Raw genomic sequence first — 22152 nt, 5'->3', positions numbered from 1 at the left:
GATGCCGCCTCTCTCCCGCCGCGCGGTCATCGCCGGGCTGGCGGCGCTGCCGCTGGCCCGCCCGGCCCTCGCCGCGCCGACCAAGCTGCGGATGCTGCTCAATTCGGGCTGGAGCGGCGCCAACGCCTGGTTCGTCGTCGCCGAGGACAAGGGCTATTTCCGCGACGAGGGGCTGGAGGTCGAGTTCACCGCCGGCCAGGGCGCCTACAAGGCGGCGCCGCGCATGACGGCGGAAGGCTTCGACCTCGGCTATGGCGACATCAATTCGCTGATCGAGGTGGCGGCCGCTCGCCCCACCGCCGCGCCGACCGGCATCTACATGATGTTCAATCAGTCGCCCTCGGTGATCGGTGTCGCCGCCGACGGCCCGATCCGTACCCCGCGCGACCTTACGGCCAAGCGCATCGGCGCGCATGACAAGGATGTGGCGGCGGAAACCTTCCCGCCTTATGCCCGCGCCACCGGCCTCGACCCCGCCTCGATCACCCCGGTGATCCGCGACGCCAGCATGGCCGATCTGGTGAAGGCGATGCTCGCCGGCGAGACCGACGCGGTATTCGGCTATTCTACCACGCAGACCGCCGCCGCGATGACCCTCGGCCTCGACACGAAAGTGCTGCGCTTCCTGCGCTACGACGCGGTGCTGCCCGACTTCTACGGCAGCGCCCTGATGGCCTCGCCGACCTTGCTCAAGAACCGCCCCGACGCCGCCCGCCGCGTCGTCCGCGCCATCAACCGCGCCGTCGCCGACACCCTCCGCGACCCGCAAGCCGCCATCGCCGCCGTCACGAAGCGCGACCCGTCGCTCAACCCCAACGTCGAACTCACCCGCCTCACCGGCACGATCGCCAACGAGATGAGCCACCCCGAAGGCCGCCGCCTCGGCACCGGCGACGCGCGCCTGACCCGCTCGATCAAGACGATGGTCGAAACCAAGAAACTCCAACGCACGCCGAAAACCCGCGCCATCTTCGACCGCCGCTACTTGCCGGCACGCGCCGAACGCCCCACCCTGTCGCGCTGACAGGAGGACGCCCAATGGACGAATTCATGGCCGCCGCCATCGAGGAAGCCCGGCAGGGTTATGCCGAGGGCGGCATTCCGATCGGCTCGGTGATCGTCTGCGACGGCAAGATCATCGGGCGCGGGCATAACCGGCGGGTGCAGCAGGGCAGCGCGACCTTGCACGGCGAGATGGATGCGCTGGAGAATGCCGGGCGGCATCCCGCCGAGGTCTATCGGCGGTCGGTGATCTACACGACCTTGTCGCCCTGCTCGATGTGCTCGGGCGCGATCCTGCTCTACGGCATCCCCAAGGTGATCGTCGGCGAGAACCACACCTTCATGGGCGAGGAAGAGCATCTCCGCTCGCGCGGCGTCGCGGTCGAGGTGCTGCAGGACGACACCTGCATCGAGTTAATGCGCCGCTTCATCGCCGAGCGGCCCGAACTGTGGAACGAGGATATCGGGGAGCCGGCCTGAGCGATCGGGTGACGGGGATCGGCGCGATGGATGGGAACCGGCCGCTGCTGATGCCGCTCGGCAAAGACATCTGGCTGGCGAATGGCGCCGAGGCGATGGTGGCCGGCTTTCGCTACCCGACGCGCATGGCCGTCATCCGCCTTGCTGGCGCGCGGCTCCTGCTCTGGTCGCCCGTCCGGCCGACGCCGGCGCTTCGGGCGGCGGTGGAGGCGCTGGGCGAGATTGCGCATCTGGTCGCGCCGAATTCGCTGCATCATCTGTCCATCGCCGATTGGCAGCGCGCCTACCCCTCGGCCCGCACCTGGGCACCGCCGGGGCTGCGCCGCAAGCGCCCCGACCTGACGTTCGACGCTGATCTCGGCGATGTGGCCCCGGCGGAATGGGCGGTTGAGGTCGATCAGGTGGCGGTGCGCGGCAATCTCATCACCACCGAGCTGGTGTTCTTCCACCGCGTCAGTCGTACCGTGCTGTTCACCGACCTGCTCCAGCATTTCGATCGCGGCTGGTTCAGCGGCTGGCGCGCAATGGTCGCTCGGCTAGACCTGATGACGGCCCCTCACCCCGAGGTACCGCGCAAGTTTCGTATGGCTTTCGTCGATCGCGCTGCCGCCCGCGGTGCGATCGAGCGCATCCTCGCCTGGCCCATCGAGACGCTCGTCATGGCGCATGGCGCGCCGGTGTCGCCCGGCGGGCGCGCCGCCGTGGAGCGCGCCTTTCGCTGGCTGCGGCCGAATGCCCCTCTCCCTTGAGGGGAGAGGGAGGGGCCCGGCGATAGCCGGGAGGGTGAGGGTGACGGTTGGGCTTGGTGCGCCGTCGTCGAACGCACACCACAGTTTCCGTCATACCGGCGAAAGCCGGTATCCAGACCGACGGTGGGACTGGATACCGGCTTTTGCCGGTATGACGATTTGATTGGTGGGCGGGTGCGCGGCGGAAACCTCACCCTCACCTGTCCTCTCCCCTCAAGGGAGAGGGATGCTCTTAATCGTCTTCGGCTTTTCTGAAACGCCATCCCGGACGCCGACAGCCAATGCCGGCGTCCGGTGCAGCGCTTCGCCTCAGTGCAGATCGGCGTTCATCACCTTCGTCCATGCCGCCGCAAAGTCCTTGACGAACATGTCGCCGGCATCCGCCGAGGCATAGACTTCCGCCACCGCCCGCAGCTCGGAATTGGAGCCGAAGATCAGGTCGACCGGGGTCGCCGTCCATTTGGCGGTGCCCGCGGCGCGGTCCTTGCCCTCGTAGAGGCCGGGCGTTGCCGCCGACTTCGACCACATTGTCGACATATCGAGCAGGTTGACGAAGAAGTCGTTGCTGAGCGTGCCCGCCCGCGCGGTGAACAGCCCGCTGGTCGAGCCGCCGGCGTTGGCGCCGAGCGCGCGCATGCCGCCGAGCAGCGCCGTCATTTCCGGCACCGTCAGCCCCAGCGTGTCCGCCTTGTCGATCAGCGCCTGCGTCGGGCTGAAATAGGCGCCGGGCGCGTAATAGTTGCGGAAAGCATCGGCCTTGGGCTCGAGGAAGGCGAAGGACGCGACGTCGGTCTGCGCCTGCGTCGCATCCACCCGGCCCGGGGTGAATTCCAGCTTCAGCTTATGCCCGCCCTTCTTCGCCGCCTCCTCGACAGCGGCATTGCCGCCCAGCACGATGAGGTCGGCCATCGACACCTGCTTGCCGCCACGGTTGAAGTCGGCCTGCACCTTGCCGAGCGCGGCCAGCACCTTCGCCAGCTCGGCCTTGTCGTTGACCGCCCAGTTGCGCTGCGGATCGAGCCGCACGCGCCCGCCGTTCGCCCCGCCGCGCATGTCGGTGTCGCGATAGGTGGAGGCGGACGCCCAAGCGGCGCGCACCAGCTCGGGCACGGTCAGCCCGGCGGCGAGGATGCTGCGCTTCAGGTCGGCGGCGTCACCGTCGCTGATCGGCTTGCCGGTCGCCTTGGGCAGCGGGTCCTGCCAGTCAAAGCTCTGCGCCGGCACGTCCTTGCCGAGGTAGCGCACCGACGGGCCGAGGTCGCGGTGGGTCAGCTTGAACCAGGCGCGAGCGAAGGCGGCGGCGAACTCGTCGGGGTTCTGCTGCCAGCGCTGCGCGATCTTGCGAAAACCCGGATCCTCCTTCAGCGCGATGTCGGTGGTGAACATGATCGGCGCGTGGGTCTTGCCCTCGATATGTGCGTCGGGGACGAGCGTTGCCGCCGCCGGGTCGGTCGGCACCCACTGGGTCGCGCCCGACGGGGCCTTCGCCTTCACCCAGGTGAAGTTGAACAGATTGTCGAGATATTGCGAGGTGAACTGCACCGGGTTGGAGGTCCAGGCGCCTTCAAGCCCGCTGGTCACCGTGTCCTCGGCATTGCCCTTACCGCACTTGTTCGCCCAGCCGAAGCCCTGCGCCTCGATGCCAGCGGCCGAAGGTTCCTTGTCGACGCAGACGTCGGGCTTGTGCGCGCCATGCGCCTTGCCGAAGGTGTGGCCACCGGCGATCAGCGCCAGCGTCTCCTCGTCGTTCATCGCCATGCTGCCGAAGGCGCGGCGGATGTCGGCGGCGGCCGAGATCGGGTCGTGATTGCCGTTCGGCCCTTCGGGATTCACATAGATGAGGCCCATCTGCGTCGCCGCCATCGGGCCCTTGAGGTTGCCCTTCGCGTCGCGGCGCTTGTCTTCCATCATCTTGCGCTCGGGGCCCCAGAAGACGAGGTCCGGCTGCCAGGTGTCGACGCGGCCGCCCGCGAACCCAATGGTCTTGAAGCCCATGTCCTCCAGCGCAACGTTGCCGGCGAGCACCATCAGGTCGCCCCACGACAGCGCGCGGCCGTATTTCTGCTTGATCGGCCACACCAGGCGCCGCGCCTTGTCGAGGCTGACATTGTCGGGCCAGGAATTGAGCGCCTCGAAGCGCTGCTCGCCGCCATCGGAGCCGCCGCGGCCGTCGGCGGTGCGGTAGGTGCCGGCGCTGTGCCACGCCATGCGGATGAAGAAGGGGCCGTAGTGGCCATAGTCGGCGGGCCACCAGGGCTGCGAGGTGGTGAGCACCTTGCGCAGATCGGCCTTCACCGCGTCGAGATCGAGGCCGGCGAACGCCCTGGCATAGTCGAAATCGGCGCCATAGGGGCTCGACTGCGCCTCGCGCTGGCGCAGCGCGCTCAGATCGAGACTCTGGGGCCACCAGTCGCGGTTGGCCATGCCGCCCGGCGTGTCGCTGGTGACGAGCGGCGGCTCGGCGGCGGCAAGCGGCATCGGCAGCGCAAGCGCGCACCCCGCGAGAAGCCACATCATCGATCGGCTGGATTTCCTCCCCATGTCCCTCTCCCTCACATTGTCGGCTCTCAAGGAGCGACGATGAGGGTGATGCCGGCCGGAACGGGAGACAAACGAACTTCCTCGGTCACAGTAACAGTCAAAATCGATCAACGCGCTCGATTGGCGCCGTTACCGAGAGAGATTGCGCAATCGACAGCGCCGATCTGGCCGCCGCCTCGATCCGATTTGACGCTTATTGGATAGCTGTCACGGCCAATTGTGAGGCGTCAGCCGGCTGCTTCCCGCGACGACTCACCGGGTGCCGAACGTCCGGTCGCCCGCGTCGCCCAGCCCCGGCACGATATAGCCCTTCTCGTTGAGCTTCTCGTCCATCGCCGCCGCCCAGATCGGCACGTCGGGGTGCGCGGCGCGCAGCGCCTCGGCGCCCGGCCGTGCCGCCAGCAGGCAGACGAAGCGCAGATTGGTCACCCCCGCCCCTTTCAGCCGGTCGATGGCGGCGATGGCGCTGTGGCCGGTGGCCAGCATCGGGTCGACGACGATCACCAGCCGCTCGGCGATGTCCTCGGGTGCCTTGAAATAATATTCGATCGCCTCAAGCGTCTCATGGTCGCGATAGAGGCCCAAATGGGCAACGCGCGCCGAGGGTAGCAGGTCGAGCATGCCGTCCGCGAGCGCGAGCCCGGCGCGCAGGATCGGCACGATGACGAGCTTCTTGCCGGCGATCTCGATGGCGTCGGTGACGGCCAGCGGCGTCTCGACCTGAATGGTGGTGGTCGGCAGCTCGCGCGTCACCTCATAGCAGAGCAGCATCGCGATCTCGCGCACCAGGCTCCGGAACAGCGACACCGAGGTGTGCTTGTCGCGCAGCAAGGTCACCTTGTGCTGGATCATCGGATGCCCAACGATCGTCACGCCGTCCATGTCGGTCCTCCGCTGCCTATGAGCGCGGAGCCTAGCGCGCCAGCATCCACACTGCCATTGCCACCATCATCAGATTCTCGGTGAGCGACACGAAACCGAGCGGCACGTTGCTGTCGCCGCCGACGCACGCGCATTTCAGCTCGCGCCGGTCCACATAGACCGCCTTTGCGACCGACACGGCGCCGATCGTGCCGATGGTCAGCGCGATCGGGATCGACAGCCACATCAGCGCGCCCGACACCATCAGCGTGCCAGCCAGCCCTTCCAGCCACGGATAGGCATAGGCATAGGGCACCCAACGGCGGGCAAGCAGATCGTAGTTGAGAAACATCGTCGAGAAGGTCTCGACATTTTGCAGCTTCAACAGCGCCAGCACGCACATGCTGAACGCGATGAACCATTCGGCGGCATGCACGGTCAGCGGCGTGCCATGCACCGCCTGACTGGCCGCCAGCGCCATCGCCGCGGTCATGCCGAACAGGGCGACGACCGGGCGATAGCTCGTCGCCTTCGGGTCGGGCAGCGGCTTGCCCAGGAAACGGCGCAGATCGTCATGCCCGCCAATGCGCGCACCGTCGATGAACACTTGCGGCGTCGTCTGCACGCCATGCTCCGCCTTGAACCCCTCGGTCTCCGCGCGCGTGGCCAGCCAGCGGTCGTCGACCTGGTAGCCATGGCGTTCGAGCAGATATTTCGCCTTCAACCCATAGGGGCAGACATGGTCGGGCATCACCATCCGGTAGAGGGTGGCGGTCGGGCCGGCGGGCGTCGTCATCGGGATTCTCCATTGCCGCAGAAGGGCGCCCGCTACATATGGGGTCCGTACCATAGTACGGAGTCAAGCCATGCCCGACATGAGCATCGCGCGGCTGGCGGCCGCCGCGGAGGTCGGCGTCGAGACGGTGCGCTATTATCAACGACGCGGGCTGCTGCCGGTGCCATCGCGTGACGGCGGCATCCGCCGCTACGACGGCAACACGCTCCGTCGCCTCCTGTTCATCCGGCGCGCGCAGGCTGCGGGGTTCACGCTTGAGGTAGCCGGCGAGCTGCTGGCGCTCGATGCCACGCATGACCGGACGCGGGTCCGCGCACTGGCCACCGAGCGGCTTGCCGCGCTCGACGCCAAGATCGCCGAGCTGACCACGGCGCGCACCGCGCTGGCAACGCTTGCGGAAAGCTGCGCGGCGGGAACGCGCGGCCCCTGCCCGATCCTCGGCGCCTTCGATCCTGCCTAGGCGCAGGCCGGCAACGCCCAGTCTATCGGCTTCTGCCCGTTCGCTTCGAGGAACGCGTTGGCCTTCGAGAAATGCCGGCAGCCGAAGAAGCCGCTGTAGGCGGAAAGCGGCGACGGATGGGGCGCCTTCAGCACCAGATGTCGCCCGCCCTTGTCGATGCTGTCGACGAATGCCGCCTTTTTCTGCGCGTAGCTGCCCCACAGCATGAACACCACCGGCTCGGGCTTGGCGTTGACCAGCCGGATCACCGCGTCGGTGAACCGCTCCCACCCCTGCCCTTGATGCGATGCCGCCTGCGCCATGCGCACGGTGAGTACCGCGTTGAGCAGCAGCACGCCCTGCGCCGCCCAAGGCTCGAGGAAGCCGTGGCGGGCGGGCGCGATGCCGAGGTCGGTCTTCAGCTCCTTGTAGATGTTGACGAGGCTCGGCGGGGTACGCACCCCCGGCTTTACCGAGAAGCACAGGCCGTGCGCCTGCCCCTCGCCATGATAGGGGTCCTGCCCGAGGATGACGACGCGCACCTCACTGAGCGGCGTCAGATCAAGCGCGCGAAACCACTCGCTGCCCTTGGGGAAGATGCGCCGGCCAGCCTCCTTTTCGGCGACCAGATAGGCCCGCAGCGCCTTCATATAGTCGCTGTCGAACTCGCCCTGCAGCGGCGCGCGCCAGGAGGGATGCAGCTTCACGCTGCCGGCGTCGGGCTCGGGAGGCGTGGCGGGGGCATCGAACAGCGTCTGGTCGGTCATGAACAGACCATCGCGCCCGGGCCGCCGCTGTTCAACCCCTTGCCGCACGCCTCCCGACCGTCATCCCGGCGAAGGCCGGAATGACGGGAGAATAGAGAGATCGGTGCGTTACGGCTTGATCTCGCCCTCGTCGCCCTTGTCCCACCAATGGATGCGCTCGGCGTGGACGTGGATCAGCACGAGGCCCGGCGTGTCCACCCCGTCCTCGAACCACATTTCGAGGTCCTTCGCCCAATGCTCCTCGAACTGCGCCTTGTCGCGGATCAGTTCGGCGCGGCCCTCGACGGCGACGTAGAACCAGTGCTTGCCCTGGAAGCCGAGGCCGACCTGCGGGTCGCGGGCGATGTCGGCGACGGTGTTGGTGCTGTCCAGCGCGAAATAATAGGAGTCGCCATCGTACTCGACGTCGCCGTTGTTGCTCATCGGGCGGCCGGCGATGGCGCCGTTCGCCGCGCGGGTCGACAGGATGGCGATGTCGATGTCCGCCATGCGGTCGGCGAGGTCCTTCAGCGTCTCGATCTTCTTCTTGCCGAACATGGCCGTTTCCTTTCGCGAAAATGAACCCGCAGCCAACGGTCGGCTACCCCATTTGGCTCCGCACTTCTTTCGTCGGCGCAGGCACTCGGCTGGCCGCAAAAGCTGCAACGATGGCGCCGGGCGTCCGTTAGCCGCCCCGTTCCAACACCCCGTGGAGGAAAAGAGTATGTTGCGTAACCTGACCCCCTGGGCGGTCGCTGCGGCGATCGCCATCCTGCCGACCGCGGCGATGGCCGACCTCGGCGACAATGAAGCCCGCTCGGCGCTCGCCGAGGCGCGCGCCAAGATCGAATCCGCCTCGAACGGCGGCGCCGCCGAGCGCGCCAATGAAATCCTGCAGCGCGCCCGCGCCTCGTTCGAGATCGCCGAGCGCGAGTGGGACAAGGATAACGAGAAGCGCTCGTATCACGCCTCGAAGGAGGCTTCGGCCTATGCGGATCTGGCGCTCGCCACCGCCGAGTTCGAAGCCGTCGAGGCGCAGCTCAAGACTGCCGCGCGCTAAGGGAGAGAGATCATGAACCGCAAGTTCTGGCTCGCCGCCACGGCGGCGACGATGGCGATCAGCGCTCCGGCGCTCGCCGACAAGGAAGACCGCATCATCATCGAGCAGGCGCAGGCAAAGATCTTCGCCGCCAAGGGTGACGCGAACGTGGCCCGCTACGGCGGCGCGCAGCTCGACGAGGCCGATCGCGCCATCGCCGACCTGCGCACCAACCTCGACAATGACGATGCGAAGGATTCGCGAAACATCCTCAACCGCATCGACGCGCTGGTCGAGACCGCCAAGGTCCGCGCCCGCACCGCGGCGCTGAAGGATCAGGTCGCCGACGCGAACACGCAGCAGGTGACCGAGGTCGCCGACGCCCAGGCGCGCGCCGCCGCGGCCGAGCGCGAGGCTAGCGCCGCCAAGGCGCAGGCCAACAATCTGCGCACCCAGCTTCGCGACTATCAGCTCCGCCAGACGGCGCTCGGTGCGCAGCTCGTGCTGCAGGATGTGATCTTCGAGACCGGCAAGGCCACGCTGCGTCCGGGCGCCACCGCCCGCCTGCAGCCGCTGGTGACCTACCTGAATGCCTCGCCCGAGGTGAAGGTGCGCATCGACGGCCACACCGACTCGGTCGGCAGCGACGCGATGAACCTGCAGCTGTCGAAGGCGCGCGCCGGCGCGGTGCGCAGCGCGCTGGTCACCGCCGGTGTCGACGCGGCCCGCATTCAGGCGGTCGGCCATGGCGAGACCAACCCGGTCGCGACCAACGTCAACGCCGCCGGCCGTCAGGCCAACCGCCGCGTCGAGCTGACCATGATCGGTCAGCAGCTCGACCGTCAGGTCGCGGTGGTACGCTAAGGCACCGGTCGGCGGCGGCTAGTCCGCCGCTGGCCAGCCCTTCGGAAGATCGGCGAGCACGCTGTCGGTGTGTTCGCCCCGGTGGCCGGCCCGCTTCGGGTCGGCCACTTTCGTGTGGCTGAAGCGGATCGGATGGCGCGCGGTGTTCACCCGGCCGAGTTCCCCGTGATCGACGCTAACGATCGCCCGATTGTGGGCGACCTGCGGGTGCGCCACTACCTCGTCGAGCGTCAGGATCACCGCGCCGCCGGTCCCGAACTGCTGGCACCCCGCCATGAATTCGTCGGCGGTCAGCGCCGCCAGCGCCGCACTCAGCGTCGGCCCCCATCGGGCGATATTCTTTGCCCGCGCCCGGCCGCTGTTGAACCGTTCGTCTGTCTTCAGGTCGGGGCGGCGCAGCGCGTCGCACAACGCGGGGAACTCATGCTCCTGGAAGCTGGAGATCACCACCTTGCGCCCGTCCTTGGTCGTCCACAGCCGCGTATAGCGGCCATAGGGCGGCTGCAGCTTGGGCGGGTCGTCGGCGAAGCCATGGTTGAACATGCCTTCCGGCCAGTTGAAGGCGAGCGCGGTGTCGAGCATCGACAGCTCCACCCGCTGCCCCTCGCCGCTCTTCTCGCGCGCATAGAGCGCCGCGGTGATCGCCTGCGCGGCGGTCAGCGCCGTCACCTTGTCGATCACCAGGGTCTGGATCAGCTGCGGCTGGCCTTCCTTGTCGAGCTGCGTCGCGGCGATGCCGGCGGTCGCCTGGATCATCGGGTCATAGGCGCGCAGGCCGGCATACGGCCCGTCGGCGCCATAGCCGGTGATCGAGCAATAGATCAGCCGCGGGTTGAGCCGGCGCGCCGCCGCATAACCGAAGCCGAGTTTGTCCATTACGCCGGGGCGGAAATTCTCGACCAGCACATCGGCCTCGGCGATCAGTCGCCCGAGCGCCGCCTTGGCGTCGTCCTGCTTCAGGTCGAGCGCGACCTGCCGCTTGCCGCGGTTGATCTGGATATAGGCCGAGGCGAGATCACCCTTCGCGGGGCCGAGCGCGCGCACCGGGTCGCCGTGCGGCGGCTCGATCTTGATGACGTCGGCGCCCTGATCGGCCAGCCACCCCGCCGCCATCGGCCCCGAGACCACCTGGCTGAGATCGACGATGCGAACGCCAGCAAGTGGTCCGGGCATGAACGGCTCCTAATCAGTAATCTCGCGATCCCTTGTTTCGGGCAGCCAGAACAGCGTGACGACGAAGGCCATCGCGACCACGCCGACCGTGTACCAGAGGCCCGAATAGGCATCGCCGGTTTGCACCACGATGTACTGCTGGATGAACGGCAGGAAGCCGCCGAAATAGCCAGTGCCGATGTGATAGGGGATCGACAGCGAGGTGTAGCGCACCCGGGCCGGGAACAGCTCGACGAGGATGGCGGCGACCTGCCCGTAGGTCATCGCCGACAGCGCCACCATTACCGCGACGCCGAGGATGATCTTCCACGGCTGCTTCTCGGCCGGGTCGGCCTTGTCGGGGTAGCCCGCACGCTCGAGCGCGGCGAGATAGGCCTTGTCGTCGAAGCCCTCGATGCGCTGCCCGCCGACGGTTAGCGCCACTGCCGGCGCCTCGACCTTGGTGTAGCTGATGCCGCGCTTGGTCAGCAGGTTGAGCGCCTTGGCGCACTCGGTGTCGTGCGACTTTGAAAAGACGCTGAAATCACAGGCCGGCATCTCGATGCGCACCGGCGATTCAGCGGTGGCGCGCGACAGCGCCGGGTTGGCGCCGTCGCCCATCAGGCGGAACAGCGGGAACACCAGCAGCATCGACAGCGCATAGCCGGCGAGCAGCAGCTTCTTGCGGCCCCAGCGATCGGACAGCCAGCCGAAAAACACGTATAGCGGCGCCGCGAGCAGCGCGCCGACCGCCAGATAAAGCAGCGCCTCCATCTCCGCGACGCGGGCGGTGCCGGTGAGGAAGTAGAGCGTGCCGAACTGCGACGTATAGTAGATCACCGTCAGGCCGGCGGCGACGCCGAACAGCGCCACGAACAAATTCTGGTAATTGCCGGGCTTGAAGCTGTCGGCGATCGGATTCTTCGAGGTGGTGCCCGCCGCCTTCATCGCCTGGAACACCGGGCTCTCGGACAGTTTCAGGCGAATGTAGAGCGAGATCGCCAGCATGATCAGCGAGGCGAGGAACGGGATGCGCCAGCCCCAGGCCTCGAACTGCGCGGTGGTCATCGACCCGCGCACCAGCAGCACCATGACGAGGCAGAGCAGGAAGCCGCCGACCACCGAGATCTGGATCCAGCTGGTATACTGGCCGCGCTTGTGCTTCGGCGCATGCTCACCGACGTAGATCGCCGCGCCGCCGTACTCGCCGCCGAGCGCGAGGCCCTGCAGCAGCCGCAGGCCGAGCAGCAGCGCCGGCGCCCACAGGCCGGCGTCGGCATAGGTCGGCAGCAGCCCGATCGCCGCGGTGGCGCCGCCCATCAGGGTGATGGTGACGAGGAAGGTGTATTTGCGCCCGATGCGGTCGCCGAAATAGCCGAAGACCAGCGCGCCCAGCGGCCGCACGCCGAAGCCCGCGCCGAAGGCGGCGAGCGAGGCGAGCAGCGCGGCGGTGGGATTGTCCGACGGGAAGAACAGCTTGCCGATCAGCGCGGCGAGGATGCCGTAGAGGAAGAAGTCGTACCATTCGAACACGGTGCCGAGCGACGAGGCGGTGATGACCAGTCGGTCGCGTTTCGGATCGATGCCGACGCCCTGCGCCGGCTGTACGCTTGCCATGGACTTACGTCCCTCCCCGATATTCTCTCCGCGCGACATCGAGGCCGCGCGCCCTCTTCCTTGGCTTTAGCGCGGGCGGCCCGGCGCGCAAAAGCAAAAGGACCGCAAAGCAAAAGGGCGAACCCGAAGGCCCGCCCTTATGTTCGTTCCGAAGTCCGCTCGGTTACTGGGCGTACGCCTCGTTACCGACGAAACCCATCTTGGTGACGCCAGCCTTCTGGGCATCCGCCATGACGCGGTTGACGATCTCGTAACGGGCCAGCGCGTCGGGCTTCAGGTGAAGCTCCGGCTGCGGGTCCATCTCGGCCGCCTGCTTCAGGTAACCGCGCACCTGCGCCTCGGTCACCTTGGTCTGGTTCCAGTAGATGTCGTTCAGGAAGTCGATCTCAAGCCGGTTGATAACCGGGTCGACCATTTCCGTCGGCGGCGTCTGCTGGTTCGACGGAAGGTCGAGCTTCACCGCATGCGTCTGGATCGGAATGGTAATGATGAACATGATGAGCAGAACGAGCATCACGTCGATCAGCGGGGTGGTGTTGATATCCACCATCTCGCCGCCGCCGCTGCCGCTGTCTCCGGTCGACATCGCCATCTAAATATTCTCCTTGTCGCCGAGCCCCGGCGTCCGGCCCTGCGGCGGACGCCGGGTATCGACTTAGCGTGTGGTTACGCCGCCGACCGGCTCCGAAATGAAGCCGACCTTCTGGTAACCCGCACGCTGCATCGTGAAGATCACCCCGCCGACGCACCGGTATTCCGCGTCCGCGTCACCGCGAATGTGGACTTCCGGCAGTTCGATCGGCGCACCGGACGCTTTCAGGCGGTCGACTTCCTTGATCAGGTAGCCGGTCGCCTTGTCGAGCAGCTCCGCGTTGGTGCTGAAGCGCTGAAGGCCCCAGTACACGTCGCAGTTGGAGTCGATCGACACGAGCACGTTTTCCGGTTTGGTCGTCGTAACCTGGTTGCTCACCTTCGGGAGCCGCAGCGGCACCGTCTGGATCACGACCGGCACGGCGATCAGGAAGATGATCAGGAGCACCAGCATGACGTCGACGAGCGGCGTCGTGTTGATGTCCGTCATCGGTGCCCCGCCGGCAGCTTCGTCTTCTGGACTGACGTCCGCGGGTCCTGCACTCATAGCCATGGGCTGGTCCTTATCCTAAGCCGTTCTTGGCGTGGCTTTAGGCGCGGGTGCCCGGCGTAGCGGTCGGCGCGGCGTTGGCCGTCATCGGAGCGGTCGGAACGCGGCTGCCCGCGATGAGCGAACCATGGACGTCCGCGGCGAACGCGTTGAGACGGTCCTGCAGCGCCTTGTTGCGACGGATCAGCCAGTTGTAGCCGAGCACCGCCGGAACGGCGACGACGAGACCGATGGCGGTCATGATGAGCGCCTCACCGACCGGACCCGCGACCTTGTCGATCGAGGCCTGACCGGCGATGCCGATGTTGATCAGCGCGCGGTAGATACCGACGACGGTACCGAACAGGCCGATGAACGGCGCGGTCGAACCGACCGACGCGAGGAACGCGAGGCCCGACTGGAGCTTCGAGTTGATCGAGTTGGTCGAACGCTGCAGCGACATCGTCACCCACTCGTGGCGGTCGATGTGGTCCGTCAGACGGCCTTCGTGGTGGTCCGACGCGCGCAGGCCGTCATCGACCAGCTGGCGGAACGCCGAGTTCTTCGGGAGCTTGGCAGCGCCTTCCTTGAGGCTCGCGGCCTTCCAGAAGGTCTTATCGAGCTCGTCGGCTTCCTTCATGACCTTCCGCTGATCCCACACCTTCGTGAAGATGATGTACCAGCTGACGAGCGACATGACGACCATGATGCCGAAGGTCGCCTGCGCAATGATACCGCCCTGCTCAAGCGCTGCCTGAAGGCCATACGGATTTTCGGTGACAATGGGTTCCATCGCTTATTCCCCTAAATGACTTTGTTCTGTGATTTGAAATGAGCGGCCCGGGCGGGGACGCCCAGGCCGCTGACCCCTTACCGTTCTTCGAGCTGCCAGCGGACCGTCTGGCGCTTGCCAGCTTCCGGAACCGGCGTGCCGTTGGAGGTCGCCGGACGGAAACGGAAGCGGCGCTCGATCAACTCGCAGGTACGAGTGTCAAGCCGCGGGAAGCCGCTCGACTTCGTAATCCTGCAGTTGCTCGCGCGGCCATCGACGCTGACGTCGTAGGCCACCTGAGCCACACCTGCTTCTTCAGCGCGAATCGAAGCATCCGGATAATCATCCTGGCTGATCTTCGACCGGTTGCCGATCGGCTGTGCAGTGGTATCCGGCCGCGCCGGCGGAGCCGGCGGCGGCGGAGCCACGATCACGCGAGGCGGATCGGGGGTCGGCACTGTGGTTTGGATGGTGATCGGCGGCGGTGGCGGGGCCACCGTTTCAACCACAACCTCCGGCGGCGGGACATACGGAGGAATTTCCTCCATTTCCGGCGGCGGGGGCGGCGGTTCTTCCTCGATCTTCGGTTCCTCGACCTCGAACGTCTCCAGCGGACCCGTCACGACCTTAACGGCCTTGAGCGCCAAGCCAGAGATGAGGGCGTAGCCAAGGAAAACGTGGAGAATCACGACGACGCCCAAAGACGTCATCCGTGCGCCACTCATTTTTTCATCAGCGAAAGCCATGTTTCCGCGCCAAACTCCCTCCTAATACCCTCGCTTAGAGCAGCCCTTGGCGTCGCACCCATCGGTTCTTCTGTAGCCTGCACCTTATATGGCGCTTGGGCCGGAACCTGATTAACGCAGCGGGCTGCGCTGGATACGACGGACTACAAACGGCGAGGGCGAGCCTTCTTATATCTTTGCCCGCCCCTTGAATCGCCCAATAACCCCCTGCCGACAGCCTCGCAACCGGATTCCGCGAGACATTGCCGCAACCCAAACCGCTCAGAACGGGTTAGAGGTGCGTCGGAGCCTTGAAACCCGCAGGTTTCTTAAGGTTGGGCTCATCCATGTGACGATATTATTTCGTTCGCCCAAAATGGGTTTTTACTGAACAAAGAGGTAGAAAATGACCCTTCGCCGCTCGATTCTGCTCGCCGCCGCGGCGCTGGCGCTGGCACCGCTGTCGCCGATCGTCGCGCAGCCGGCCCCGGTCGAGGGTTTTGCCGACATCGCCGACCTGACGATCGGCGCGCCGGTCGTTCTGAAGGCCGCGATCACCAAGGCGAGCAAGCTGAGTCGCAAGGAAGCGCCCGACGTGCCGGAAGGCCGCGTGCGCCTGCTGATCGAGGCGCAGGTGCAGGGCGTGCTGACCGCACGCGAAGCGGTGCCGGCGAAGATCAGCTACCTGTGGGACGGCTCGCTCGACGCGCGCGGCAAGGTGCCGAAGCTCAAGGGGCTGCCCGTCATCCTGTTCCTGAAGCGCGTGCCGGGCCGCGAGGGCCAGTATCAGCTGACCTCGCGCAACGGCCAGATCGCCGGCACTGCTCGCTCCGAGCAGCACATCCGCCGCGTGCTCAGCGACATCCGCCAGCCCGACATCCGCGACCTGCGCGTCACCGGCCTGGGCAACGCCTTCCACGTCCGCGGCAGCATCCCGGGCGAGGCGGAGAGCCAGATCTTCATCAACACCGCCACCGGCCGCCCGGTGTCGCTGGTGGTGCTGTCGCGCCCCGGCCAGGCGAAGAGCTACAGCGTCGCGCTGTCCGACGTCATCGACGACGCCGCGACGACGATCCCACGCGATACGCTGATGTGGTACCACCTCGCCTGCCAGCTGCCGCGGGCGTTGCCCGCCGGCTCGGTCGATCAGCTCGAGGATGCCGACAAGCAGGCGGTCGCCGCCGACTATGGCTTCGTGCTGACCTCGCTCGGTGCCTGCGGCCGGACCTTGCGTTAGAAAGAGCAGAGCTCCACGCCGACCGACGCGCAGTCCGGGTAGATGTCCGGCTTGCGCGTCGAGACGCGAATCCCGGTGACGCCCTTGCGCGCCGCGACGATGTCGTAGATCGCGCGGCAGATGGTTTCCTGCAGATTGAACCGCCGCTCGCGGATCAGCTCGATCACCGTCGAGCGCAGGAAGTCGTAATTCCACGCCTTGCCGACCGCGTCGTCGGTCGGGAAGGCTTCGTCGTCGAGCCACACCTCGATGTTGACGCGCAGCCGCTGCGGCGTGCCCACCTCGAAATCGTGGAAGCCGATGTCGACGGCGAGGTCGAAATCCTCGAGGAAGATGCGGCGGCCCTTTGGCGCCAGATGCGCCGGGACGAGCCCCTGCAAATCGTCGATCTTCATTCGTCCCCCACCATGAACGCCACGTCACGCGGCATGCCGAGCAGGCGCTGCCCGGCGTCCAATGTAATCACCTGTCCGTGGAGCGTCGGCGTCGCCACGATGTAGCGAAGCGTCGACACGATCTCCTCGACCTGCACCCCCCGCCCCAGCGGATTGTGCGTGTGCGCCTTCGAAAAATTCGCGCGCGACTGCGGCCCGCTGACCATCGTCACCGCCGGCGCGATGCCGTTGACGCGGATGCGCGGCGCCAGCGCCCGCGCCGACAGCTCGGTCAGCCCGAGCAGCCCATATTTGCTGATCGTGTAGCTGAAGAAATCGGGGTTGAGCGCGAACAGCTTCACATCGAGCATGTTGACGACAAGGCCGTTCAACCCCTCCGGCAGTGCCCTGGCGAACGCCTGCGTCAGCAGCGCCGGGGCGCGCAGGTTCACGTCCATGTGGCGTGTCCACTGCTCGAGCCCGAAGTCGTCATGCGTGTCGTAATCGAAGCGCGAGGCGTTGTTGACCAGCAGCCCGATCGGCGGCCCCTCGCTGGCGGCTTCGGCAATCACCTTCGCCGCATCGGCCCCGGCGAGGTCCGCCTGCACGATCCGCGCGTGACCACCCGCCGCGACGATCTCGGCGCGCACGCCCTCGGCCTCGGCGGTCGAATTGTTGCAGTGGATCACCACATGCCAGCCATCGGCGGCGAGCGCGCGCGCCATTGCCGCGCCGATGCGCTTGGCGGCGCCGGTGACGATGGCGGTGCGGGGCTGGCCGAACTCGGAAGTCATCGCCGCGCCGATACCCCCTGCCCTGATTTTGGGCAAGGCAAGGCGACTCGCGGATTTGTGTCGGGCGGGCACGGGACTCCCGCTGTTGGCCACAGGCTTATCCACAGCTTTCGTGGATAAGTCGCGGCGCCGCTTGCCGCCCGAAGGGCCGAGTCCTAACTGTAAGCCGAATGGCCGAAACCCCGATCAACGACCGGTTTTCCGAAGAGCAGGCGACCTATGCCGTGCGCGGGCGCGACAAGCCCGACATGGATCAGGGCGTCGCGGCGATCCGCAATGTGTTGAAGACGTTACCGGTACGCCCGGGCGTCTATCGCATGCTCGATGCCGGCGGCGACGTGCTCTATGTCGGCAAGGCGCGCAGCCTCAAGAATCGCGTCGCCAACTACACGCAGGTGGCGCGGCTGCCGCGGCGGCTGCAGCGCATGGTCGCGCTCACCCGCTCGATGACCATCGTCACCACCGCGACCGAGGCGGAGGCGCTGCTGCTCGAAGCGCAGCTGATCAAGCGCTTCCGCCCGGCGTTCAACGTGCTGCTGCGCGACGACAAGAGCTTCCCCTTCATCTTCCTGCGCGAGGATCACAGCTACCCGCGCATCTCGAAGCATCGCGGCGCGCGGCAGGGCAAGGGCACCTTCTACGGCCCCTTCGCCAGCGCCGGCGCGGTCAACCGCACGCTCAATGCCATGCAGAAAGTGTTCCTGCTGCGCTCCTGCACCGACAGCTTCTTTTCGAATCGCTCGCGGCCCTGCCTGCTCCATCAGATTCGCCGCTGCTCGGCCCCCTGCGTCGGCCGCATCGACGAGGCCGGCTATGCCGAGCTGGTCGGCGACGCCAAGGGCTTCCTGTCGGGCAAGAGCCAGGAGGTACAGCGCAAGCTGGGCGCCTCGATGGAGTCGGCCGCCGAAAATCTCGATTTCGAGCTGGCCGCGGTGTTCCGCGATCGCCTGCGCGCGCTGACCTTCATCCAGAACAGCCAGGCGATCAGCGCCGGCGACACCGCCGACGCCGACATCGTCGCCCTCGCCGCGCTCGAAGGGCAGATGTGCGTACAGATGTTCTTCATCCGCGGCGGCCAGAACTGGGGCCACCGCGCCTTCTTCCCCGCCCACGTCGCCGACGTGGAGGAGCAGGAGGTGCTGCTGTCCTTCCTGTCGCAATTCTACGAGGAGATGCCGGTCCCGCGCGAAATCCTGCTCGACCGCGCGCTCGACGAAGCCGAACTGCTCACCGACGCCCTTTCCGACCGCGCCGGTCGCCGCGTCGCGATCAAGGCGCCGCAGCGCGGCAACCCGCGCCGCCTCGTCGACCAGGCCAAGCGCAACGCCGTCGAGGCGCTGGAGCGGCGGCTGGCGGAGTCGACCACACAGGGCAAGCTGCTGCGCGAACTGGCCGAGCTGTTCGACCTCGAAAGCTCGCCGCAGCGTATCGAGGTCTACGACAATTCGCACATCATGGGCACGAACGCGCTCGGCGCGATGATCGTCGCCGGGCCGGAAGGCTTCCGCAAGAGCGCCTACCGGAAGTTCAACATCAAGAACAAGGAACTGGTCCCCGGCGACGACTTCGGGATGATGCGCGAGGTGCTGACCCGCCGCTTCGCCCGGCTGGAGGCCGAGGACCCCGACCGCACCAAGGGCGAATGGCCCGACCTCGTGCTGATCGACGGCGGCAAGGGGCAGCTGTCGGCCGTGCTCGAAGTGATGGGCGAGCTCGGCGTGCATCAGGTGCCGGTGGTCGGTGTCGCGAAAGGCCCCGACCGCAACGCCGGCCGTGAAATCTTCCACCTGCCGAGCGGCCGCGAGCTGAGCCTGCCGCCCAACTCGCCGGTGCTGTACTTCCTGCAGCGCCTCCGCGACGAGGCGCACCGCTTCGCGATCGGCGCCCACCGCCAGAAGCGCGCCAAGGCCTTCACGGCGAGCCCGCTCGACGATGTCCCCGGCATCGGCCCGGCCAGGAAGCGCGCGCTGCTGATGCACTTCGGCACGGCGAAGGCCGCGCGCGGCGCGACCTTGCAGGATCTTGAAAAGGCCCCCGGCATCTCGAAGGGCATGGCGAAGGCCATCTACGAGCATTTCCACCCGCCGAGCTGACCGCGCCCCTTAAACCCCTCGCCCCGCCGGGGAGAGGGAGGGGCCCGCTTTGCGCAGCAATGCGGGAGGGTGAGGGGAACGCCGGCCGTCGGATAGGGCTCGCTGCGCTCGCGCCCCTTACCCAACCCTCTCCCCGCCGGGGAGAGGGCTAGCTACCGCCGCCGAAATGTCGCAGGCTCACGCTTATGCTGACGCTCTACACCGCGGCGACGCCCAACGGCTACAAGGTCTCGGTCGCGCTCGAGGAGATGGGCCTCGCCTATGAGGTGCGGAAGCTCGATCTCTACAAGGCCGAGCAGAAAGAGCCCTGGTTCCTCGCGATCAACCCCAACGGCCGCGTCCCGGCGCTGGTCGATGATGGCTTCGCGGTGTTCGAATCGGGTGCCTGCCTCCTCTATCTCGCCCGTAAGACCGGGCAGCTAATGCCAAGCGATCCCAAGGGGATGAGCAAAGTCGAGCAATGGCTCATGTTTCAGATGAGCGGCATCGGGCCGATGATGGGACAGGCCAACGTCTTCTTCCGCTACTTCCCCGAGAAACTGCAGCCGGCGATCGACCGCTACCAGGGCGAAAGCCGCCGCCTGTTCGCGGTGCTCGACGCGCATCTGGCGGCGAACGAATATCTCGCCGGCGACTATTCGATCGCCGACATCGCCAATTTCTGCTGGATCCGCACCCATGACTGGTCAGGGGTCAGCCTCGACGGGCTCGACCACCTCCAGCGCTGGCTCGCTGCCATCGCTGCTCGTCCCGCGGTGCAGCGCGGCGTGGCGGTGCCCGAGGATATGAGCGCCCGATTGAAGGCGCAGAATGTCGATGCCGCCAAGTTCAGCCAGGCGGCGCGCTCGCTCGTGGAGATGGGCGACAAGAAGGGCTGAAGCTCAACACCAAGGGGGGAATGCCAATGTTCGAAAGCCATCCGTACACCGTCGGCGCGCTGCTGTTCGCGCTGCTCGCCTATCTCTGGTCGATCTTCCGCGTCGGGCAGGCGCGCGGCAAATATGGCGTGCAGGCCCCCGCCGTCACCGGCGATCCCGGCTTCGAGCGGGCGTTCCGCGCCCAGCAGAACACTGTCGAGCAGCTGATCCTGTTCCTGCCGCTGCTGGCGCTCGCCGCCTGGCTGTGGGGCGACCGCGCCGCCGCGATCTACGGCGCGGTGTGGAGCGTCGGCCGCATCTTGTACGTCGAGGGCTACGCCCGCGAAGCCGGCAAGCGCGCGCTCGGCTTCTACCTGTCGGGCCTGCTGTCGATGATCGTGCTGCTGGCGCTGATCGTCACCCTGGTGATGCGCCACTTCTAGGCGCGCCCATTTTCGTCATCCCCGCGAAGGCGGGGATGACGAAAATTGTTAGAGCGTCGCCCCTCCTGGGCTCAGGACGCGCACTTCGCCACGCGGGGACCGGCCGTCACCCGAACACCCACAACGTCATCCCGCCGGGATGACGGTTGGTTATGGGTCTAAATCCCCCGAAACTCCGCGATCTCGCTCAGCGGCGCCCGCTTCGCCTCCAGCTGGTTCGCCGGCTCGTCCGGGTCCTTGCGCCCGATCGCCATGCCGGTGAACAGCATCAGCTCCGGCGGCGTGCCTAGGAACTCGCCGATCGTCTGCGGATAGATCGCCCAGCATTCCTGCGGGCAGCTGTCCAGCCCCTCCTCGCGCAGCAGCAGCATCACGCTCTGCAGATACATGCCGAGGTCGGACCATTGTGGCGGGCCCATCACGCGGTTGACGTAGCAGAACAGCGCGACGGGGGCGTTGAAGAACATGAAGTTGCGGGCGAACCACTGCATCCGCCCGGCGCGGTCCTCGCGCGGGATGCCGAGCGCGCCGTACAGATCCTCGCCGACCTGGAAGCGCCGGTCGGTGTAGGGCGCGGCCAACCCCTTCGGGTAGATGTCATATTCGGTCGCCTCGCCCTTCGGCGCCTCGAACACCCGCTTCGCCATGATCTCCTTGAGCCGCGTCAGCTCCTCACCGCCGACGACATAGAGGTGCCACGGCTGGAGGTTGCCGCCCGAGGGCGCCCGCGCCGCTTTCTCCAGCACGCGGCGGATCAGCGCGCCGTCGATGGGCTCGTCGAGGAAGCCGCGCACCGACCGCCGTGTCGCCAGCGCCTCTGAGACATCCATATCCTTCTCCCTCGGTTGAGCCGGGGCGGACGATAGCCTAGTGTCCGGTCATGCTGTCCAGCCTGCCAAATATACTCACTCTCAGCCGCATCCTCGCGGTGCCGCTGCTTCTGCTGCTGATGTGGGAGGCCGGCTGGCTCGGCTACACCATCGCCTTCATCCTGTTCTGCGTGGCGGGCATCACCGATTATTTCGACGGCTACCTCGCGCGTTCGGCGGGCACCGTGTCGAAACTCGGCCAGTTCCTCGACCCGATCGCCGACAAGATCATGGTCGCCGCGGTGATCGTCATGCTGATCCACAACGACATCGTCCACGGCCTCGCGGTGATCGCCGCGATCATCATCCTGCTGCGCGAGATCACCGTCTCCGGCCTGCGCGAATATCTCGCCGGGCTGCAGGTGTCGGTGCCGGTGTCGAAGCTCGCCAAGTGGAAGACCACGTTTCAGATGGTGGCGATCGGCGCGCTGGTCCTCGCCGGCGTCGGCGACAGGCTGCCGTGGTTCCTGCCCGCGCAGTTCGTCGGCGACATCTGCCTCTGGGCCGCCGCCGGGCTGACGCTGGTGACCGGCTACGACTATCTGCGCGTCGGCCTCAAGCATATGTCTTGAGCAATGGGGG

25 protein-coding genes are annotated in these 22152 nt (G+C 66.9%); 11 read left to right on the top strand and 14 right to left on the bottom strand.

Going from position 1 to position 22152, the window contains the following annotated elements:
* The first annotated feature begins 1 nt into the window (after position 1).
* Genes ACFOMD_RS12850 through ACFOMD_RS12840 form a run of 3 tightly spaced genes read left to right on the top strand, consistent with a single transcriptional unit; the run spans position 2 to position 2231 of the window.
* A complete protein-coding gene (locus tag ACFOMD_RS12850; RefSeq protein WP_380861986.1) occupies positions 2-1024 on the top strand; it encodes an ABC transporter substrate-binding protein in 1023 nt (340 codons plus the stop codon).
* 14 nt (positions 1025-1038) lie between these two features.
* Positions 1039-1482 (top strand): nucleoside deaminase, encoded by a 444-nt coding sequence (locus ACFOMD_RS12845; RefSeq protein ID WP_380861984.1) that lies wholly within the window; start codon positions 1039-1041, stop codon positions 1480-1482.
* 26 nt (positions 1483-1508) lie between these two features.
* Complete coding sequence (locus ACFOMD_RS12840; protein ID WP_380861982.1) at positions 1509-2231, top strand: DUF4336 domain-containing protein; 723 nt, start codon at positions 1509-1511, stop codon at positions 2229-2231.
* Between the two features lie 309 nt (positions 2232-2540).
* Here ACFOMD_RS12840 and katG read toward each other — a convergent pair whose 3' ends face one another.
* The 3 genes from katG to ACFOMD_RS12825 all read right to left on the bottom strand — a co-directional run bounded on the left by katG (position 2541) and on the right by ACFOMD_RS12825 (position 6429).
* Positions 2541-4748, bottom strand: coding sequence for a catalase/peroxidase HPI (gene katG, locus ACFOMD_RS12835; protein ID WP_380861980.1), 2208 nt, complete (start codon positions 4746-4748; stop codon positions 2541-2543).
* 276 nt (positions 4749-5024) lie between these two features.
* Complete coding sequence (upp, locus tag ACFOMD_RS12830) at positions 5025-5654, bottom strand: uracil phosphoribosyltransferase (RefSeq protein ID WP_380861978.1); 630 nt, start codon at positions 5652-5654, stop codon at positions 5025-5027.
* Positions 5655-5685: 31 nt separating this feature from the next.
* Positions 5686-6429, bottom strand: a complete 744-nt coding sequence (locus tag ACFOMD_RS12825) for a MauE/DoxX family redox-associated membrane protein (protein WP_380861976.1) — start codon at positions 6427-6429, stop codon at positions 5686-5688.
* A gap of 70 nt (positions 6430-6499) precedes the next feature.
* On the opposite strand from ACFOMD_RS12825, the gene ACFOMD_RS12820 reads away from it, so the two are divergent.
* The gene (locus ACFOMD_RS12820) at positions 6500-6889 is read left to right on the top strand and encodes a MerR family transcriptional regulator (protein ID WP_380861974.1); all 390 of its coding nucleotides are present in this window, start codon (positions 6500-6502) and stop codon (positions 6887-6889) included.
* Here the strand turns inward: ACFOMD_RS12820 and ung are convergent.
* Both ung and ACFOMD_RS12810 read right to left on the bottom strand, forming a co-directional pair.
* On the bottom strand, positions 6886-7635 hold the full coding sequence (gene ung / locus ACFOMD_RS12815) for a uracil-DNA glycosylase (RefSeq protein ID WP_380861972.1): 750 nt from the start codon (positions 7633-7635) through the stop codon (positions 6886-6888). The genes ACFOMD_RS12820 and ung overlap by 4 nt on opposite strands.
* Positions 7636-7743: 108 nt before the next feature.
* Positions 7744-8172, bottom strand: coding sequence for a pyridoxamine 5'-phosphate oxidase family protein (locus tag ACFOMD_RS12810; protein ID WP_380861970.1), 429 nt, complete (start codon positions 8170-8172; stop codon positions 7744-7746).
* A 166-nt stretch (positions 8173-8338) separates the two neighbouring features.
* On the opposite strand from ACFOMD_RS12810, the gene ACFOMD_RS12805 reads away from it, so the two are divergent.
* Together ACFOMD_RS12805 and ACFOMD_RS12800 are read left to right on the top strand one after the other, a co-directional pair.
* Entirely contained in the window at positions 8339-8674 is a 336-nt protein-coding gene (locus ACFOMD_RS12805) for a DUF4398 domain-containing protein (protein WP_380861968.1), read from the top strand.
* A gap of 12 nt (positions 8675-8686) precedes the next feature.
* Positions 8687-9517 (top strand): OmpA family protein, encoded by an 831-nt coding sequence (locus ACFOMD_RS12800; RefSeq protein WP_380861966.1) that lies wholly within the window; start codon positions 8687-8689, stop codon positions 9515-9517.
* An 18-nt stretch (positions 9518-9535) separates the two neighbouring features.
* Here ACFOMD_RS12800 and ACFOMD_RS12795 read toward each other — a convergent pair whose 3' ends face one another.
* The 6 genes from ACFOMD_RS12795 to ACFOMD_RS12770 form a co-directional block, all read right to left on the bottom strand.
* Positions 9536-10690 (bottom strand): CaiB/BaiF CoA transferase family protein, encoded by a 1155-nt coding sequence (locus tag ACFOMD_RS12795; protein WP_380861964.1) that lies wholly within the window; start codon positions 10688-10690, stop codon positions 9536-9538.
* 9 nt (positions 10691-10699) lie between these two features.
* Entirely contained in the window at positions 10700-12286 is a 1587-nt protein-coding gene (locus tag ACFOMD_RS12790; RefSeq protein WP_380861962.1) for an MFS transporter, read from the bottom strand.
* Positions 12287-12449: 163 nt separating this feature from the next.
* On the bottom strand, positions 12450-12878 hold the full coding sequence (locus tag ACFOMD_RS12785; RefSeq protein WP_380861960.1) for an ExbD/TolR family protein: 429 nt from the start codon (positions 12876-12878) through the stop codon (positions 12450-12452).
* 63 nt (positions 12879-12941) lie between these two features.
* Positions 12942-13430: an ExbD/TolR family protein gene (locus ACFOMD_RS12780; RefSeq protein ID WP_380861958.1), complete on the bottom strand. Its 489-nt coding sequence runs from the start codon at positions 13428-13430 to the stop codon at positions 12942-12944.
* A 37-nt stretch (positions 13431-13467) separates the two neighbouring features.
* Positions 13468-14199: a MotA/TolQ/ExbB proton channel family protein gene (locus ACFOMD_RS12775; RefSeq protein WP_380861956.1), complete on the bottom strand. Its 732-nt coding sequence runs from the start codon at positions 14197-14199 to the stop codon at positions 13468-13470.
* A gap of 77 nt (positions 14200-14276) precedes the next feature.
* The gene (locus ACFOMD_RS12770) at positions 14277-14924 is read right to left on the bottom strand and encodes an energy transducer TonB (RefSeq protein ID WP_380861954.1); all 648 of its coding nucleotides are present in this window, start codon (positions 14922-14924) and stop codon (positions 14277-14279) included.
* A gap of 385 nt (positions 14925-15309) precedes the next feature.
* On the opposite strand from ACFOMD_RS12770, the gene ACFOMD_RS12765 reads away from it, so the two are divergent.
* On the top strand, positions 15310-16140 hold the full coding sequence (locus tag ACFOMD_RS12765; RefSeq protein WP_380861953.1) for a hypothetical protein: 831 nt from the start codon (positions 15310-15312) through the stop codon (positions 16138-16140).
* On the opposite strand, the gene ACFOMD_RS12760 is transcribed toward ACFOMD_RS12765, so the two are convergent.
* Both ACFOMD_RS12760 and ACFOMD_RS12755 read right to left on the bottom strand, forming a co-directional pair.
* Positions 16137-16535 (bottom strand): dihydroneopterin aldolase, encoded by a 399-nt coding sequence (locus ACFOMD_RS12760; protein WP_380861952.1) that lies wholly within the window; start codon positions 16533-16535, stop codon positions 16137-16139. The genes ACFOMD_RS12765 and ACFOMD_RS12760 overlap by 4 nt on opposite strands.
* Positions 16532-17308, bottom strand: coding sequence for an SDR family oxidoreductase (locus tag ACFOMD_RS12755; RefSeq protein ID WP_380861950.1), 777 nt, complete (start codon positions 17306-17308; stop codon positions 16532-16534). Before ACFOMD_RS12755 ends, ACFOMD_RS12760 begins: the two co-directional genes overlap by 4 nt.
* Positions 17309-17478: 170 nt before the next feature.
* On the opposite strand from ACFOMD_RS12755, the gene uvrC reads away from it, so the two are divergent.
* The 3 genes from uvrC to ACFOMD_RS12740 all read left to right on the top strand — a co-directional run bounded on the left by uvrC (position 17479) and on the right by ACFOMD_RS12740 (position 20701).
* Positions 17479-19401: an excinuclease ABC subunit UvrC gene (uvrC, locus tag ACFOMD_RS12750; RefSeq protein WP_380861948.1), complete on the top strand. Its 1923-nt coding sequence runs from the start codon at positions 17479-17481 to the stop codon at positions 19399-19401.
* 185 nt (positions 19402-19586) lie between these two features.
* Positions 19587-20279 (top strand): glutathione S-transferase family protein, encoded by a 693-nt coding sequence (locus ACFOMD_RS12745; protein WP_380861946.1) that lies wholly within the window; start codon positions 19587-19589, stop codon positions 20277-20279.
* 26 nt (positions 20280-20305) lie between these two features.
* Entirely contained in the window at positions 20306-20701 is a 396-nt protein-coding gene (locus tag ACFOMD_RS12740) for an MAPEG family protein (RefSeq protein ID WP_380861944.1), read from the top strand.
* A 158-nt stretch (positions 20702-20859) separates the two neighbouring features.
* Here the strand turns inward: ACFOMD_RS12740 and ACFOMD_RS12735 are convergent, their stop codons facing one another.
* Positions 20860-21531, bottom strand: a complete 672-nt coding sequence (locus tag ACFOMD_RS12735; RefSeq protein ID WP_380861942.1) for a nitroreductase — start codon at positions 21529-21531, stop codon at positions 20860-20862.
* Positions 21532-21584: 53 nt separating this feature from the next.
* On the opposite strand from ACFOMD_RS12735, the gene pgsA reads away from it, so the two are divergent.
* Complete coding sequence (pgsA, locus tag ACFOMD_RS12730) at positions 21585-22142, top strand: CDP-diacylglycerol--glycerol-3-phosphate 3-phosphatidyltransferase (RefSeq protein WP_380863441.1); 558 nt, start codon at positions 21585-21587, stop codon at positions 22140-22142.
* Positions 22143-22152: the final 10 nt, after the last annotated feature.

Origin of the sequence: Sphingoaurantiacus capsulatus (assembly GCF_042648405.1) — a bacterium.
Classification (GTDB): domain Bacteria; phylum Pseudomonadota; class Alphaproteobacteria; order Sphingomonadales; family Sphingomonadaceae; genus Sphingoaurantiacus; species Sphingoaurantiacus capsulatus.
Note: the sequence above shows the minus strand (reverse complement) of the source record. Positions and strands in the feature narration are given on the sequence as shown.